This is a genomic window from Bacillus sp. FSL K6-2865 (assembly GCF_040311405.1).
Lineage (GTDB): Bacteria > Bacillota > Bacilli > Bacillales > Bacillaceae > Bacillus > Bacillus velezensis.
In genome coordinates this window covers 2,804,874-2,820,964 of record NZ_CP152036.1, presented here as the reverse complement: position 1 = coordinate 2,820,964, position 16,091 = coordinate 2,804,874, and the positions used below count along the sequence as shown (strand labels likewise).

The 16,091-nt window shown below is 47.6% G+C and carries 20 protein-coding genes and 1 other annotated feature; of the genes, 18 read left to right on the top strand and 2 right to left on the bottom strand.

The window, feature by feature from the left end:
* The first annotated feature begins 55 nt into the window (after nt 1–55).
* The 16 genes from NYE42_RS13905 (at nt 56) to pheA (ending at nt 11,873) form a co-directional block, all read left to right on the top strand.
* Nucleotides 56–625 carry a Maf family protein gene (locus NYE42_RS13905; protein WP_225045856.1) on the top strand — a complete coding sequence of 190 codons (570 nt, stop codon included), beginning with the start codon at nt 56–58 and terminating at the stop codon, nt 623–625.
* A gap of 31 nt (nt 626–656) precedes the next feature.
* Nucleotides 657–1,352, top strand: coding sequence for a DNA repair protein RadC (gene radC, locus NYE42_RS13900; protein ID WP_007408165.1), 696 nt, complete (start codon nt 657–659; stop codon nt 1,350–1,352).
* Between the two features lie 91 nt (nt 1,353–1,443).
* On the top strand, nt 1,444–2,457 hold the full coding sequence (mreB, locus tag NYE42_RS13895) for a cell shape-determining protein MreB (RefSeq protein ID WP_003152647.1): 1,014 nt from the start codon (nt 1,444–1,446) through the stop codon (nt 2,455–2,457).
* Between the two features lie 30 nt (nt 2,458–2,487).
* Nucleotides 2,488–3,351: a rod shape-determining protein MreC gene (mreC, locus tag NYE42_RS13890; RefSeq protein ID WP_007408166.1), complete on the top strand. Its 864-nt coding sequence runs from the start codon at nt 2,488–2,490 to the stop codon at nt 3,349–3,351.
* Nucleotides 3,348–3,866 (top strand): rod shape-determining protein MreD, encoded by a 519-nt coding sequence (gene mreD, locus NYE42_RS13885; RefSeq protein WP_007408167.1) that lies wholly within the window; start codon nt 3,348–3,350, stop codon nt 3,864–3,866. Before mreC ends, mreD begins: the two co-directional genes overlap by 4 nt.
* A 53-nt stretch (nt 3,867–3,919) precedes the next feature.
* Nucleotides 3,920–4,600, top strand: a complete 681-nt coding sequence (minC, locus tag NYE42_RS13880) for a septum site-determining protein MinC (RefSeq protein WP_003152653.1) — start codon at nt 3,920–3,922, stop codon at nt 4,598–4,600.
* A 2-nt stretch (nt 4,601–4,602) separates the two neighbouring features.
* Nucleotides 4,603–5,406 carry a septum site-determining protein MinD gene (gene minD / locus NYE42_RS13875; protein WP_016938784.1) on the top strand — a complete coding sequence of 268 codons (804 nt, stop codon included), beginning with the start codon at nt 4,603–4,605 and terminating at the stop codon, nt 5,404–5,406.
* 127 nt (nt 5,407–5,533) lie between these two features.
* On the top strand, nt 5,534–6,337 hold the full coding sequence (locus NYE42_RS13870; RefSeq protein WP_007408168.1) for a M23 family metallopeptidase: 804 nt from the start codon (nt 5,534–5,536) through the stop codon (nt 6,335–6,337).
* A complete protein-coding gene (locus NYE42_RS13865) occupies nt 6,330–7,196 on the top strand; it encodes a M50 family metallopeptidase (RefSeq protein ID WP_007408169.1) in 867 nt (288 codons plus the stop codon). The genes NYE42_RS13870 and NYE42_RS13865 overlap by 8 nt, the downstream gene beginning before the upstream one ends.
* Nucleotides 7,197–7,254: 58 nt before the next feature.
* Nucleotides 7,255–7,328, top strand: a sequence feature (ribosomal protein L21 leader region).
* Between the two features lie 13 nt (nt 7,329–7,341).
* Nucleotides 7,342–7,650: a 50S ribosomal protein L21 gene (rplU, locus tag NYE42_RS13860; protein ID WP_003152660.1), complete on the top strand. Its 309-nt coding sequence runs from the start codon at nt 7,342–7,344 to the stop codon at nt 7,648–7,650.
* A 2-nt stretch (nt 7,651–7,652) separates the two neighbouring features.
* Entirely contained in the window at nt 7,653–7,994 is a 342-nt protein-coding gene (locus NYE42_RS13855; protein WP_259424334.1) for a ribosomal-processing cysteine protease Prp, read from the top strand.
* Nucleotides 7,995–8,006: 12 nt separating this feature from the next.
* A complete protein-coding gene (gene rpmA / locus NYE42_RS13850) occupies nt 8,007–8,291 on the top strand; it encodes a 50S ribosomal protein L27 (protein ID WP_003152662.1) in 285 nt (94 codons plus the stop codon).
* Nucleotides 8,292–8,608: 317 nt separating this feature from the next.
* Nucleotides 8,609–9,187, top strand: coding sequence for a sporulation initiation phosphotransferase B (locus NYE42_RS13845; RefSeq protein WP_015417923.1), 579 nt, complete (start codon nt 8,609–8,611; stop codon nt 9,185–9,187).
* Between the two features lie 31 nt (nt 9,188–9,218).
* The gene (gene obgE / locus NYE42_RS13840) at nt 9,219–10,505 is read left to right on the top strand and encodes a GTPase ObgE (protein WP_007408172.1); all 1,287 of its coding nucleotides are present in this window, start codon (nt 9,219–9,221) and stop codon (nt 10,503–10,505) included.
* 53 nt (nt 10,506–10,558) lie between these two features.
* Nucleotides 10,559–11,002 carry a transcriptional regulator ThrR gene (thrR, locus tag NYE42_RS13835; protein WP_007408173.1) on the top strand — a complete coding sequence of 148 codons (444 nt, stop codon included), beginning with the start codon at nt 10,559–10,561 and terminating at the stop codon, nt 11,000–11,002.
* A 13-nt stretch (nt 11,003–11,015) separates the two neighbouring features.
* Entirely contained in the window at nt 11,016–11,873 is an 858-nt protein-coding gene (gene pheA / locus NYE42_RS13830) for a prephenate dehydratase (protein ID WP_003152668.1), read from the top strand.
* Nucleotides 11,874–11,899: 26 nt separating this feature from the next.
* Here the strand turns inward: pheA and NYE42_RS13825 are convergent, their stop codons facing one another.
* Both NYE42_RS13825 and NYE42_RS13820 read right to left on the bottom strand, forming a co-directional pair.
* On the bottom strand, nt 11,900–12,442 hold the full coding sequence (locus NYE42_RS13825) for a transcription repressor NadR (RefSeq protein ID WP_352426529.1): 543 nt from the start codon (nt 12,440–12,442) through the stop codon (nt 11,900–11,902).
* Nucleotides 12,439–13,590 (bottom strand): IscS subfamily cysteine desulfurase, encoded by a 1,152-nt coding sequence (locus NYE42_RS13820; protein WP_352426528.1) that lies wholly within the window; start codon nt 13,588–13,590, stop codon nt 12,439–12,441. Before NYE42_RS13820 ends, NYE42_RS13825 begins: the two co-directional genes overlap by 4 nt.
* Nucleotides 13,591–13,695: 105 nt before the next feature.
* Between NYE42_RS13820 and nadB the strand changes: the two genes are divergently transcribed.
* Nucleotides 13,696–15,261 (top strand): L-aspartate oxidase, encoded by a 1,566-nt coding sequence (gene nadB / locus NYE42_RS13815; RefSeq protein WP_352426527.1) that lies wholly within the window; start codon nt 13,696–13,698, stop codon nt 15,259–15,261.
* Entirely contained in the window at nt 15,243–16,091 is an 849-nt protein-coding gene (gene nadC, locus NYE42_RS13810; protein WP_265451140.1) for a carboxylating nicotinate-nucleotide diphosphorylase, read from the top strand. Before nadB ends, nadC begins: the two co-directional genes overlap by 19 nt.

Below are 16,091 nucleotides of genomic sequence, written 5' to 3'. Positions count from 1 at the left end.
GGTAGGATAGACAAGTATCTTTTTTTCTTAAGCAAACCCTGAAAGGATGACAATCATGACAAAACGCTTAATACTCGCATCACAATCTCCGCGAAGAAAAGAACTCCTTAATCTTCTTCAGATTCCTTACAGCATTATTGCAAGCCGCACAGAAGAAAAATTAAATCGAAACCTTTCGCCGGAAGAAAACGTCCAATGTTTGGCCGAGCAAAAAGCCGGAGCTGTATTGGCCGAAAATCCCGATGCAGTCGTTATCGGGGCTGACACGATGGTGTGCATAGACGGCGAATGCCTCGGCAAACCGCGTGACAGGGAAGAAGCGGCACACATGCTGCGGAGGCTTTCCGGCCGAAGCCATCAAGTCATTACGGCGGTCAGCATTCAGACGCATGACCGGAAAGAAACGTTCTGTGACACGACGGAAGTGACGTTTTGGCCGCTCAGTGAAGACAACATACAGCTCTACATTGAAACAAAAGAACCGATGGATAAAGCAGGTGCATACGGCATCCAAGGAAAAGGCGCGCTTTTAGTGAAAAAAATAGACGGTGATTTTTATTCTGTCGTCGGGCTTCCTGTCGCTAAAACAATGAGAGCCTTGAAAGAATTTAATATAAAAGCTTGATGTTCAAACCGGGAAGGGGAACAAGGAGGGGTTGATCATCCGTGATCTGCCGTTAAAATTAAGAGATTTCCCCGAAAAAGAAAAACCGAGAGAGCGGCTTCTGCACTTCGGAGCCGAACATCTCTCTAACAATGAATTGCTCGCCATCCTGCTGCGGACGGGAACGAAACATGAGTCCGTCATGAACCTCGCTCACCGGCTGCTGCGGACGTTTGACGGGCTGCGACTGTTAAAAGGCGCCTCTGCCCAGGAGCTTTCCAGCATTCCGGGAATCGGCACGGTGAAAGCCGTTCAGATTCTTGCCGCAATTGAGCTGGGGAGCCGCATTCATAAGACATCCGCCGGGGAGCATTGCGTCATCCGCTCTCCGGAAGACGGGGCGAAGTATGTGATGGAGGATATGCGCTTTTTATCCCAGGAGCATTTTGTCTGTTTATATTTAAATACCAAAAATCAAGTCATTCATAAACGCACCGTTTTTATCGGAAGTCTGAATTCATCTATTGTCCACCCGCGGGAGGTGTTTAAAGAAGCTTTCAAACGATCCGCCGCGTCCTTCATTTGCGTTCACAATCATCCTTCAGGAGATCCTACACCGAGCAGGGAAGATATAGAGGTAACCAGGCGGCTTTTTGAGTGCGGAAATTTAATCGGCATCGAGCTGCTGGATCATTTGGTCATTGGTGACAAAAAATTTGTGAGTTTAAAGGAAAAAGGATATTTGTAACACTTTTTTTTTCGTTGATTTAAGATATAATAGATTTTATGAGTTTTTCCCTTTAGGGTATTTTTGCTTTAAGAAAGGAAGATACATACATATGTTCGGAATTGGTACAAGAGACCTTGGTATAGATTTGGGAACCGCGAATACGCTTGTGTTTGTTAAGGGTAAAGGAATCGTAGTGAGAGAGCCGTCTGTCGTTGCTCTGCAAACGGATACGAAGTCAATCGTTGCGGTCGGTAACGATGCGAAAAACATGATCGGAAGAACTCCGGGCAACGTGGTTGCGCTCCGTCCGATGAAAGACGGCGTTATCGCTGACTATGAAACAACTGCGACAATGATGAAATACTACATTAATCAGGCTGTGAAAAATAAAGGATTGTTTGCGAGAAAGCCTTACGTTATGGTGTGTGTGCCGTCAGGTATTACGGCCGTTGAAGAACGGGCGGTCATCGACGCGACAAGACAAGCGGGCGCACGTGACGCTTATCCGATTGAAGAACCGTTTGCAGCAGCAATCGGCGCGAATCTTCCGGTATGGGAGCCGACGGGCAGCATGGTCGTTGATATCGGCGGCGGAACAACTGAAGTGGCGATCATTTCTTTAGGCGGCATTGTCACGTCTCAGTCAATCCGCGTAGCCGGTGACGAAATGGACGACTCAATCATCAGCTATATCAGAAAAACATATAATCTGATGATCGGTGACCGTACGGCGGAAGCTATTAAAATGGAAATCGGTTCAGCAGAAACCGGTGAAGAAAATGCGTCAATGGAAATCCGCGGCCGCGATCTTCTGACAGGTCTGCCGAAAACGATCGAAATCACGGGAACGGAAATTGCAAATGCACTGCGTGATACAGTTCTCTCAATCGTTGACGCGGTGAAGAGCACGCTTGAAAAAACACCGCCTGAGCTGGCCGCTGATATTATGGACAGAGGTATTGTATTAACAGGGGGAGGCGCCCTGCTCCGCAATCTCGACAAAGTCATCAGCGACGAAACGAAAATGCCTGTTCTTATCGCTGAAGATCCGCTGGATTGTGTTGCGATCGGCACTGGAAAAGCACTGGAGCACATCCATCTTTTCAAAGGAAAAACAAGATAATCAGGAGTTAAATAGAAGAGGTGTATCACGATGCCGAACAAACGGTTAATGCTATTACTTCTGTGTATTATCATATTGGTGGCTATGATTGGATTCTCGCTGAAGAACGGCCGTAATACCACCTGGCCTGAAAAGCTGATCGGTGATACGACGGGAGTATTTCAAAACATTTTTCACACGCCTGCCGAATATTTTGCAGGGTTCTTCGGGGACATAAAAGACCTGAAAAACACGTACAAGGAAAACGAACGCTTAAGACAAAAGCTGGACGGACAGACACAATATGAAGCGAAGCTCCAAGAACTCAAAGATGAAAACAAGAAGCTGCGTGATGAACTCGGACATGTCAAATCAATTTCCGACTATGATCCGATTTTAGCGACCGTTATCGCCAGAAACCCTGATCAATGGTACAAGCAGATCATGATCAATAAGGGAACGAAGCAGAAAGTGGCCAAAGACATGGCTGTCACGAACGAAAAGGGTGCGCTGGTCGGGAAGATCAAAAGCAGCGGACTCAACAGTTTCACATCCGCCGTTCAGCTGCTGAGCGATGTTGACCGCAATAACAGAGTGGCCACCAAAATCTCCGGCAAAAAGGGAAGCAAAGGCTACGGTTTAATTGAAGGGTATGATAAAAAGAAACAGACTCTGAAAATGACCATCCTTGAGCCGGATGAAAAACGTGAAGTGAAAAAAGGCGACCTCGTGGAGACATCCGGAACGGGCGGTGTATTTCCTCAAGGGCTGACGGTCGGGGAAGTGACCGATGTAGAATCAGATGCTTACGGCCTGACGAAAATCGCTTACGTGAAACCGGCTGCCGACCTGTACGATCTTGACCATGTCATCGTCGTGAACCGAAGCGTAGCAACAGGGGAGGAAGGATCGTGAAACGTTTCCTTCTCCCTTTGATTATGATTTTGGTCTTTTGTGCGGAAAGCATCTATACGGATCTGGTGCGTTTTCCTTTCGTTTCCGTCGAGCAGCAGGTCGTTCCGCATTTTCTTTTGCTTGCGCTGATTTTTATGTCCGCTTATATCAACCAAAAGCATGCGGTGATCTACGGTTTGATTTTCGGATTTCTTTATGACATCAATTATACGGGTGTTTTAGGCGTTTATATGTTTGGTTTTGCCGGTTTATGCTATCTGGCGGCCAAAGCGTTTAAAGTGCTGCAGACAAACGCCCTGATGGTCATTCTGGTTGCAGTGCTGAGCGTATGTGTGCTTGAATTTTACGTCTACGGCATTCAGACGTTAATCCGCAGCGGCACTATGACGTTTAACGATTTTGTCATTCAGCGGTTCTTGCCGACCGCTTTGCTGAATATTGCGGGAGCCGTTATATTAGTCCTGCCCTTCAGGCTGTTTTATATAAGTCTGAAGAAAGAATTAAGAGATGAGTAAAAAGGATTTTATCTTTTTTTGACGAAAAGAGTATGTTGTTGAGGTGAACATTGATGAAGACCAAAAAGCAGCAATATGTAACAATAAAAGGAACAAAAAACGGCTTAACATTGCATCTGGATGATGCGTGTTCTTTTGATGAGCTTCTCGATGGTCTTCAAAACATGCTGTCGATTGAACAATATACTGATGGCAAAGGCCAAAAAATCAGTGTTCATATTAAACTCGGGCATCGGTATCTGTATCAGGAACAGGCAGAGCAGCTGACTGATCTGATCGCGTCAAAGAAAGATTTAGTCGTGCATTCAATTGACAGTGAAGTCATTGCCAAAGAAGAAGCGCAGCGGATGAAAGAGGAGCAGGAAATTGTTTCTGTTTCCAAAATCGTCCGTTCGGGCCAGGTGCTTCACGTGACGGGAGATTTGCTTTTAATCGGAGATGTGAATCCCGGCGGTACGATCAGAGCCGGAGGAAATATATTTGTTCTCGGTTCATTAAAAGGGATTGCCCACGCGGGTTATAACGGAAATAACCGGGCTGTGATCGCCGCATCAGAAATGATGCCGACACAATTGAGGATCAATCACGTGTTAAATCGCTCCCCAGACCACATTCAAAAAGGGAACGACATGGAATGTGCTTATTTAGATACTGACGGAAATATGGTCATTGAACGCCTTCAGCAATTGGCTCATTTAAGACCTGATCTAACAAGGCTTGAGGGAGGAATGTGAAATTGGGTGAGGCTATCGTAATAACTTCGGGAAAAGGCGGAGTAGGTAAAACAACAACATCTGCAAACCTCGGTACCGCCTTAGCCATTTTAGGGAAGCGCGTCTGTTTGGTAGACACAGATATCGGACTGCGCAACCTTGATGTCGTAATGGGTCTTGAAAACAGAATTATTTACGACTTAGTAGATGTAATTGAAGGCAGATGCAAGACGCATCAGGCGCTTGTCAAAGACAAACGTTTTGATGATCTGCTTCATTTAATGCCGGCTGCCCAGACAAGCGACAAGACGGCTGTTGTCCCTGAGCAGATCAAATCGCTTGTGCAGGAGCTTAAGCAGGAATTTGATTATGTCATTATTGATTGTCCGGCCGGAATTGAACAAGGCTATAAAAATGCCGTCTCCGGAGCTGATAAGGCGATTGTTGTGACGACGCCGGAAATATCAGCGGTGCGGGACGCTGACCGCATTATCGGACTTTTGGAGCAGGAAGATATCGAACCGCCGCGCCTTATCGTGAACCGCATCAGAAATCACCTGATGAAAAACGGTGACACGATGGATGTGGATGAAGTTGTTCATCATCTCTCTATTGATCTCCTCGGAATCGTTGCTGACGATGATGAAGTGATCAGGGCTTCAAATATCGGCGAACCGATTGCCATGAATTCCAAAAACCGCGCCAGCATTGCGTACCGCAATATCGCCCGGCGCATTTTAGGAGAATCCGTTCCTTTGCAGGTGCTTGAAGAGCAGCAAAAAGGGATGATGGCGAAAATCAAGTCATTTTTCGGCGTGCGTTCATAATATATACCAGAATACAAAGATCTGATGAAGCCCAGCTTATCAGGTCTTTTTTGTTTTTCAAGAGCGCATATTTGCAATGGACAAGACATAGGATGTACAAACCCAACGATTGCAAAGGATGATGGCGATGAGTCACAGAGCTGATGAAATTAGAAAAAGACTGGCCAAAAGAAGAAAACAGCGGCCTGAATCAAAACGGACTTTCGTTCAAAACGCCCAAACGCAGAATTTTCCCGCGTGGCAGACGGTCAAGGAGCAGGAAAAGCACAAGCTTCTACCGGACTACGAATATCAAACGGAACACCCGCCCGAATTTAACGGACGGCACCCATTGATCAGCGCTCATTCTATTATTTTAAAATGCCTGCTGGCCGCCTGTCTCGTACTGATCTCTGCTATTGCCTATAAAACTGACAAACAGCCGCTGAGTCAGATCAAACCGGCGATCGCACAAACCTTTCAAAAAGAATTTCAGTTTGCTGCCGTAAGCAATTGGTTCGTATCTTCCTTCGGAAACCCGCTCGCTTTTCTTACCCCGGGAACGAAAAAGAAGGACGGTCAGGTGGCGGTCAGTCAGGATATGGCCGTTCCTGCCGCGGGGAAAATCCAGCAGGACTTTCAAAATAACGGAGAAGGCGTCGTCGTCGAAACCGCCAGCGAAGCCATTGACAGCGTAAAAGAAGGCTACATTATGGAAGTGAGCAAAGATAAAAAAACAGGACTGACGGTGAAGGTGCAGCACGCCGACAATACCAGCAGCATTTACGGCCGGCTAAAAGATGTTAATGTTTCATTGTACGACTTTGTCGATAAAGGGAAAAAGATCGGTTCGATCAAGCTTAACGATAAAAGTAAAGGCCAGTACTATTTCGCGATCCAGGATGGCGATAAATTCATAGATCCGATCCAGGTGATCACATTTGATGAATAAATGGCTCATCCTCCTTTTTAAAATTCATGTCCATCCTTTTCTTTGGATTATCATGGGGCTTGGTCTTATGACGGGGCACATCAAAGCGCTGCTGTGTCTTTTGCTGGTCGTATCCGTTCATGAGCTGGGGCATGCTGCTCTGGCTGTGTTTTTTTCGTGGCGCATTAAACGCATCTTTCTGCTCCCTTTCGGCGGGACGGTTGAGGTGGAGGAGCACGGAAACCGGCCGCTTAAAGAGGAATTTGCGGTCATCCTAGCGGGCCCGCTTCAGCATGTGTGGCTTCAGGCGGCAGCCTGGCTCTTTTTCATGTCAGGCTTTGCAAGTGAGCAGACATTTGAGATGTTTACCTTTTATAATCTCTCCATTCTTTTCATCAATCTTTTGCCGATCTGGCCGCTTGACGGCGGAAAGTTCGTGTTTTTATACTTCTCTAAACAAATGGCTTTTCAAAAAGCGCATCTCCTCAGCCTGCAGACATCAGCCGTTTCCGCGCTTTTGCTCTGCTGCTGGATTGTGCTGGCCGTCCCCCTTCAGGTCAGCGCATGGGTGCTGTTCGTCTTTCTCGCCGCTTCTTTATGGGATGAATACCGGAAGCGGCATTATATTCAGCTGAGGTTTCTTTTGGAGAGATACTACGGCAAAAACCGCGATGTCGCCATGCTACATCCTTTGACGGTCGCGGCCGATGCCAAAGTAAAGCATGTCATGGCCGAATTCAAACGGGGATGCAAGCACCCCATTATCGTTGAAAAAGCCGGAGAAAAGCTCAGCCAGCTCGATGAAAATGAAGTGCTTCATGCGTATTTTGCCGATAAACGGACAGATTCCTCTATGGAAGACCTGCTGCTGCCTTACTAGAAATAGATTGACATATCCTTTTGGTTCTGATATATTTTTTAATGTTATGGATGTAGCACCAATGCTACAACCGCTCGGGACAGGTGATAAGAGCTTTAAAGCCCCCTGTTGCTGGCGAGTCTTAGTCTAATAGGAGGTGCAGAGAATGTACGCAATCATTAAAACAGGCGGAAAACAAATCAAAGTTGAAGAAGGTCAAACTGTTTACATCGAAAAACTTGCTGCTGAAGCAGGTGAAACAGTGACGTTTGAAGACGTATTGTTTGTTGGCGGAGACAGCGTGAAAGTCGGCAACCCAACAGTTGCAGGCGCGACAGTTACAGCTAAAGTTGAAAAACAAGGCCGTGCGAAAAAAATCACTGTTTTCCGTTACAAGCCAAAGAAAAATGTTCATAAAAAACAAGGTCATCGTCAGCCTTATACTAAATTGACAATCGAAAAAATCAACGCGTAAGCATGATTGAGGCAACAATTCGAAGATCCCGGAATGACGGGGGCATATTGTCCTTTGAAATGACGGGACATGCCGATTTTGCTGAACATGGACGAGATCTCGTATGCGCCGGGGTCACGGCTGTCGTTTTCGGAGCGGTCAATGCGGTTATCGCGCTGGCTCCTCTCGAACCGATTCTTGATATAGGCGAGGACGGGGGTTATTTCTACTTTGAATTCCCTGAAGCCGCTGATCAGGAAGCTTTGGAAAAAGCGCAGTTGCTGATTGAAGGCATGATTGTTTCTCTTGAAACGATCGAGCGGGATTACAGTGAACACTTACGGTTGACTGCAAACCAAATATAGGAGGTGAGTTACATGCTTAGATTAGATCTTCAGTTTTTCGCTTCTAAAAAAGGTGTAGGTTCTACAAAGAACGGACGTGACTCTGAATCTAAACGTTTAGGCGCTAAACGTGCAGACGGTCAATTCGTAACAGGCGGATCTATCCTTTACCGTCAACGCGGAACGAAAATCTACCCAGGTGAAAACGTGGGCCGCGGAGGAGATGACACTCTTTTTGCTAAAATCGACGGAACTGTTAAATTCGAACGTTTCGGCCGTGACCGCAAAAAAGTGAGCGTATATCCTGTAGCTCAATAATGACACAAAAAACTCCGGTCGTTGACTGGAGTTTTTTTTGCAGTAAGCGGAGTAACATCAAGAATGAAAAGCAGAGGATGCGTGAGTGAACCCCGCCTTGAATGAGGACATCAGCTTCCCATACCCACTGGATATGTTCCCCAAGCAGTGATACCAAAAATGTTTCTGCCTGGCATCCGCATTGTATGCGATCCGAAAAAGGAACATGATGAACCAGGAAAAACAAGTGTTTTTTTAACAAAGCCTTCTCTGTTATAATTCATAGTACACACTTATCAAGACTCCTAAAAAGAAATTAAACGATTGGGAGTGCGAAAATGAAGGATGTATCGAAGAAACAAGAAGAACCTGTAAGCGATGCGGCTCTGATCAATGAGCTGATCCACTTAATGGGCCATTTCCGTCATGATTGGATGAATAAGCTGCAGCTGATAAAAGGAAACTTAAGTTTGCAGAAGTATGACAGGGTCGTTGAAATTATTGACGAAATGGTCATAGATGCAAAGCACGAATCAAAGCTCTCAAACCTGAAAACCCCGCACTTGGCGTTTGACTTTCTTACATTTAATTGGAAGTCCCGTTATATGAGGCTCGAATACGAAGTGCTCGGAGAAATTAAAGATTTATCGGCATATGATCAAAAGCTGTCGAACCTGATGAGAAAACTGTTTCATCTGTTCGGTCTGGCGGTAAACAATGAAAGTGAAAATCATCTGACCGTATCGCTGCAGACGGATCACCCTGACAGACAGCTTATTGTATATCTCGATTTTCATGGAACGATTGCAAATGCAGATGTGTTTGATGAATTTCGCAAATCCCGGCATGAGGACTTTGATGTCATGCAATTTGAGCTGACCGGCCATGAATGTGTGGCCGAAATTGGAATGAACTAGCGGTTTTTTACGGTTTAGAACGGAGGATATTATGTTTGTAGATCAGGTGAAAGTATATGTAAAAGGCGGCGACGGCGGTAACGGAATGGTTGCGTTCCGCCGTGAAAAATATGTGCCGAAAGGCGGGCCTGCCGGCGGTGACGGAGGTAATGGAGGCGACGTCGTTTTTGAGGTTGATGAAGGACTGCGCACGCTCATGGACTTCCGGTACCAGCGGCATTTCAAAGCGATACGCGGCGAGCACGGCATGTCTAAAAACCAGCACGGCAGAAATGCGGACGATATGGTTGTTAAAGTTCCGCCCGGCACAGTCGTAACGGATGACGATACAAAACAGGTCATTGCCGATCTGACAGAGCACGGGCAGCGCGCCGTCATCGCAAAAGGCGGACGCGGCGGACGCGGAAATACCCGCTTTGCGACACCGGCCAACCCGGCACCGCAGCTGTCAGAGCACGGAGAGCCCGGAAAAGAGCGCTATATCGTGCTTGAACTGAAAGTGCTTGCAGACGTAGGCCTCGTCGGCTTCCCGAGCGTCGGAAAATCTACGCTTCTGTCTGTCGTTTCATCGGCAAAGCCGAAAATCGCCGATTATCATTTTACAACGCTTGTTCCGAATCTGGGCATGGTGGAAACGGATGACGGAAGAAGCTTCGTCATGGCGGATCTGCCCGGCCTGATTGAAGGAGCGCACGAAGGAGTCGGCTTAGGCCACCAATTTCTCCGCCATATCGAACGGACGCGCGTCATCGTTCACGTCATTGACATGTCAGCGATGGAAGGCCGTGATCCGTATGAGGATTATGTCACCATTAATCAGGAGCTCAGTGAATATAATCTGCGGCTGACGGAGCGTCCGCAAATTATCGTTGCGAATAAAATGGACATGCCCGAAGCGGCTGAAAATCTTAAAGCGTTTAAAGAAAAGCTTCAGGATGATCACCCTGTCTTTCCGATCAGCGCTGTGACGAGAGAAGGGCTCCGCGATCTTCTGTTTGAAGTCGCCAACCAGCTGGAAACAACGCCTGAATTCCCGCTGTATGATGAAGAAGAACTGGCGGAAAACCGCGTAATGTACACGATGGAAGATGAAGAAATTCCATTTAACATTACCCGTGATCCGGACGGCGCGTTTGTGCTTTCAGGTGACAGCCTGGAACGTCTCTTTAAAATGACTGATTTCTCCCGTGACGAATCCGTCAAGCGTTTTGCAAGACAGATGCGCGGTATGGGCGTTGATGAAGCGCTCAGAGAACGCGGTGCTAAAGACGGCGATATCATCCGACTTCTGGAATTTGAATTTGAATTTATTGATTAAAAAAACGGAGAGCTTGCAATGCAGGCTCTCTGATGTAAAAGGGAGGGGTGCAGGTGAAAGAAGAGACATTTTATTTAGTGCGTGAAGACGTTCTGCCTGATGCGATGCGGAAAACCCTTGAAGTCAAAAAGCTGCTCGACAGAAAAAAGGCTGAATCGGTTGCAGATGCCGTGCAGAAAGTTGATTTAAGCAGAAGCGCTTTTTACAAATACCGAGACGCGGTTTTCCCTTTTTACACGATGGTTAAAGAACAAATAATCACACTTTTCTTTCATTTGGAGGATCGGTCAGGCGCGTTATCCCAGCTATTGCAGGCGGTGGCTGACTCAGGAAGCAACGTGCTTTCCATTCACCAGACGATTCCGCTTCAGGGCAGGGCGAATGTCACGCTCTCAATCAGTACGTCCGCAATGGAAGAAAACATTCATACGTTAATGAATAAACTGAGAAAATTTGATTTTATAGAAAAAGTTGAGATCTTAGGGTCAGGCGCGTAAGGAGAGAAGAGACATGAAAGTCGGTTATTTAGGGCCAGAAGCCACATTTACACATCTAGCAGTCAGTTCCTGCTTTCAAAACAGCGTGACACAAGCACCTTATCAAACAATACCGGCATGCATGGATGCGGCGGTTGCGGGAGAAGTTGATCTTGCATTTGTTCCTTTGGAAAACGCGCTGGAAGGCTCGGTTAACTTAACGATTGACTATTTGATTCATGAGCAGCCTCTTGCGATCGTGGGGGAAATGACGCTGCCGATTCACCAGCATCTGCTCGTTCACCCTTCGAGAGAAAATGAGTGGAAAAAGCTTGAGAAAATTTATTCTCATTCCCATGCGATTGCGCAATGCCACAAATTTCTTCACCGGCATTTTTCGTCCGTTCCTTATGAGTATGCGAAGTCAACAGGTGCGGCTGCCAAGTATGTCAGTGAGCATTCGGACCTTCCGATCGGCGTGATTGCAAATGAAATGGCCGCCGCTACATACGGATTGAGCATCGTGAAGCGGGATATTCAGGATTATCAGGACAACCACACGAGATTTGTCATTCTTTCGCCTGAAAAAGACGTCTCATTCGAAGTGAATGCGAAACTGTCTTCACGGCCGAAAACGACGATGATGGTAACGCTTCCCCAAGATGACCAATCAGGTGCGCTGCACAGGGTGCTGTCCGCTTTTTCATGGAGAAACCTGAATTTATCAAAGATCGAATCGCGCCCGACAAAAACGGGTCTCGGCAACTATTTCTTTATTATTGATATTGAACAGGCGATGGATCAGGTTCTCATTCCCGGTGCCGTTCAAGAGATGGAAGCCCTCGGCTGCCGGGTCAAGCTTCTGGGAACATATCAATCCTACTCGATATAAAAAAAGCCCTTCAGGGGGCTTTTTTTTTAATCTTTTATTAAAATACCCGCGTCGTCCAGCGCTTGGCAGACTTGGTCAATCCGCTCTTTTGTCGGGGCGCTTAACGTATGAAGGTGCACGCCTTCGGTCAGCTGTGAAAGGTAAGCGGCATTTGTCGAGTTAATGTGCTCCATGAATTGTTTGACTTCTTTCCGTGTACTGACTCTTATGGCGGCGGTTAAATCGCCGTATACGGGGTGTTCAATAATGACGTCCTTTATGGTGACGCCTTCATCGACAATGAGTTCAAGCTCTTCTTCCGTCCGCTCCGGTCCGTGCAGACAGGCGACAATCCGTTCGGCATTTTTTTCGCCGCCGGCATTCATGCTGATGTATAAGTAGCCTTGGCTCGTCGCGATAATCGGCTCGTTTTTTGCTTTCAAAAGCGATATGTCCTGCACGATCACCTGTCTTGAGACATTTGCTTTTTTGGCCAATTCGCCTCCTGTTAATGGCGAGCCGGCTTCTTTCAGCCAATGAAGCAGCATGTCGCGTCTTTTCTCCCCAGTAAGCTTCGTTCCTTCTGTCAAATTGCTGATTCTCCTTTCTTTTGCTCCCATAGCGCCGTAAATGTATGTATCAGCATATCGAGCTGTTCACATGTTGTTTCGTTTCCGAATGAGATCCGGAAAAACTGCCGCGCTTCCCGTTCGGTTTTTCCCAGCGCCTTCATAGCTGAAGAAGGGCCGTGGCTGCCGGCGGAACATGCGCTCCCGGTTGAGATGCAAATATCGTTACGATTACATTCTAACATAATATATTGTCCTTCAAAGGAGTGAAAAAAACACCCGACAATGTGGGGCAGGCATTCACCGCCGATTTCTTCCTCTGAAAATGAAATGGGGAGGCCTTGACGCCGAATTTGGTCATACAAATAATTCCTCAGCCTGTCAGCATGCTCACGGTGTTCCTCCATATGTTTTACTGCATACTCCGCAGCAGCGGTAAAAGCGCCGATGGCCGGCACATTCACCGTACCGGGCCTGAACCCGTTTTCATGCACGGTATGCGGATAAACCGGGTTCCAGCTGACACCGGGCCGAATGTAAACAGCCCCGGTGCCTTTCGGGCCGTATACTTTATGACCGGAGACGGAAAGGGCGTCGATTCCCTCCTGATCCGCATCAATCGGCAGTTTGCCGAAACTTTGAACACAATCGCAATGCAGCAAAATGTTTCTCTGGTGAAGAAAAGCGGCCAGACGATTCACAGGCTGGATGAGGCCGGTTTCTGAATTGGCGTGCTGTATGGAAACGAGCCCCGTGTCAGGACGGATATGAGCCGCCAGTATGTCCTCGGTTATAAGGCCGTTTTCGTCGGGATATATGATGGTGACATCAATTCCACGGTCAGCTAAAAACGCCGCGGCATTATGGATCGAATGGTGTTCCATTGCGGTCGTAATAAAATGTTTTTTGTGATCGGGCAGGCCGTGCAGCAATGATTGGACGGCCAGGATGTTCGCTTCCGTTCCGCCGCTTGTAAAGTAAATGCCGTCTGCCGCTCCGCCGATCAATTTGCCTGCAGAATGTCTGCAATATTCCAGCACGTCCACCGCTCTTCCTCCGGCGTCATGAAGGCTGCTTGCATTGCCGTATACCTCTGTGCTGAGATGCTGAAAGACTTTCGCGGCTTCTTTGCTTAAAGGCGCTCCCGCCGCGTAATCAAGATAAATCATACAGCCCGTCTCCTATCCGTTTATGTTAAAAAAAGCTTGAGTTTATTTTATCGTTGTGTAAATATAGGTGTCAAGACAGGTGTAAACATAACAGGAGGGTGATGTATGTCTGAAAAAACAATTATCGTCATTGGTTCGGGGACGGCGGCCCTTGCCTGTGCTTCCTCATTTCCTCCGTCATACCAAGTGACCGTCATCACAAAAAGAAACGTAACGAACAGCAATTCGCATTATGCTCAAGGCGGGATTGCTGTTTCATACGCAAAAGATGACTCGATAGAATCCCATGTGAACGATACACTGTATGCGGGATGCGGACACAATGACGTGACAGCCGTGCGGCATTTGCTGCAAAGCGGGCAGAGCATGATAAACAGGCTGATAGAAGGCCATTTCCCTTTTGATACGAAGTCGGACGGAACGTTTTGTCTCGGCAGGGAAGGCGCTCATTCCAAAAGGAGAATTCTGCACGCCGGGGGAGATGCGACCGGACGGATGTTGGTTGAGTTTCTGGTTCAGCAGCTGAGGGACGGCATACGGATCATTGAACACGAGACGGTTGTTGATCTGCTGATTGAACACGGACGATGCGCAGGTGTTGCCGTAAAGGATGCTTCAGGGACTGTTTCTTACAGAAGAGCGGATTGTGTAGTGCTTGCATCAGGCGGCTGCGGCAGTCTGTACCAATATCACACAAATGATTCCGCCATAACGGGAGACGGCATCGCTCTTGCCTTCCGCGCGGGAGCTGAGATCACGGATATGGAGTTCACCCAGTTCCACCCGACCCTCCTTGTGAAAAACGGGACTGTGTACGGCCTGATTTCTGAAGCAGTGAGAGGAGAAGGCGGATATTTAGCGGATCGCTTCGGGCGCAGGATCATGGCTGGCAGACACGCGCTTGAAGATTTGGCGCCCCGGGATGTGGTTTCACGGGCGATTTATGAAGAAACGATGAAAGAAAATCCTGTTTTTATAAATTGCAGCCGAATAGCCGATTTTAAGAAACGTTTTCCGACCATAACAGGTATTTGTCAAACAGCCGGTGTTGATCTTGAAAGCGGGATTCCCGTAGCACCCGGAATGCATTTTTTAATGGGCGGAGTAAAAGCCGATACCTGGGGGAAAACGTCCGTGCCTGATTTGTACGCCATAGGCGAGACCTCCTGCACAGGATTGCACGGGGCGAACCGCCTTGCGAGCAACTCACTGCTGGAAGCGCTGGCAAGCGGGAAACGATGTGCTGAACATATCATTCAAACGCCGTTAAACGGAAGATATAAAAAAACCCCGAAGAAATCTGACGTCATCTTACAAGTGCCGGACACAACGCTTCATGTGCTCCAAGCCAAAATGACAACCGGAGCGGGCATCGTCAGGGAAAAAGAAAACCTGCAGGCGCTGGCATCCTGGCTTAACAACGTATCTGTGCGTCATATAAATGTGAAGGATATCACAATAGAACAAGCCGAGCTATCCTGCCTATGGAAGACTGCGCAACTTGTTGTGACCTCAGCCCTTATTCGGGAAGAAAGCAGGGGCGCTCATTTTCGCGCTGATTTTCCCGGGACGGAGAAAGAGTGGCACGGAAAACAAATCATTCATTCAACATCTGGAACAGCTATCAGAAAAAACGAAAGGATTGGGGAACTATGGACATTCTGCAGCTGAAACAAATGCTGACTCATTTTTTTCAGGAAGATATCGGAACGGGTGATGCGACGTCACAAGCGATTTTTTCAGATCAGCAATGTAAAGCGCGAATCATCGCAAAAACAGACGGCGTGTTTGCCGGAGAAGCCGTTATCTTTGAAGGGTGGAAGCTTTTACACGATGATATCCGCATCCGCTCCCTGAAAAAAGACGGAGAACGGATGAAAAAAGGAGACGTGCTCGCTGAAATGGAAGGCCAGGCGGCGGCTCTTCTTACGGGGGAGCGGGTCATTCTGAATCTCATACAAAGAATGTCAGGCATTGCGACAATGACGGATGAGGCCAAAAGGCGTCTTGATGATCCGTCCATCAAGCTTTGTGATACGAGAAAAACGACACCCGGGCTCAGAATGCTGGAAAAATACGCCGTTCGGGTCGGAGGCGGCTTTAATCATCGCTTCGGCTTATATGACGGCATCATGATAAAAGATAATCATATTGCCGCCTGCGGATCGATAAGGGCGGCCGTGGAGCGGGCAAGAAAAACGGCGGGGCAGATGCTTGCGGTGGAAGTCGAAATCGAATCCGAACAGCAGCTGCTCGAGGCAATAGAAGCGGGTGCAGACGTTATTATGTTTGACAACTGTCCGCCTGAGTCCGTCCGGCGTTTTGCAGGCATGACACCGGGCCATATCAAAACGGAAGCATCCGGAGGCATAACGCTCGGCACATTGCCCGCTTATAAAGGAACGGGCGTCCAATATATTTCACTCGGATTTCTGACTCATTCAGTAAAAAGCGCCGACATCAGCATGGATGTTGAGGCTGCGGAACAGGGGGATTTTTAA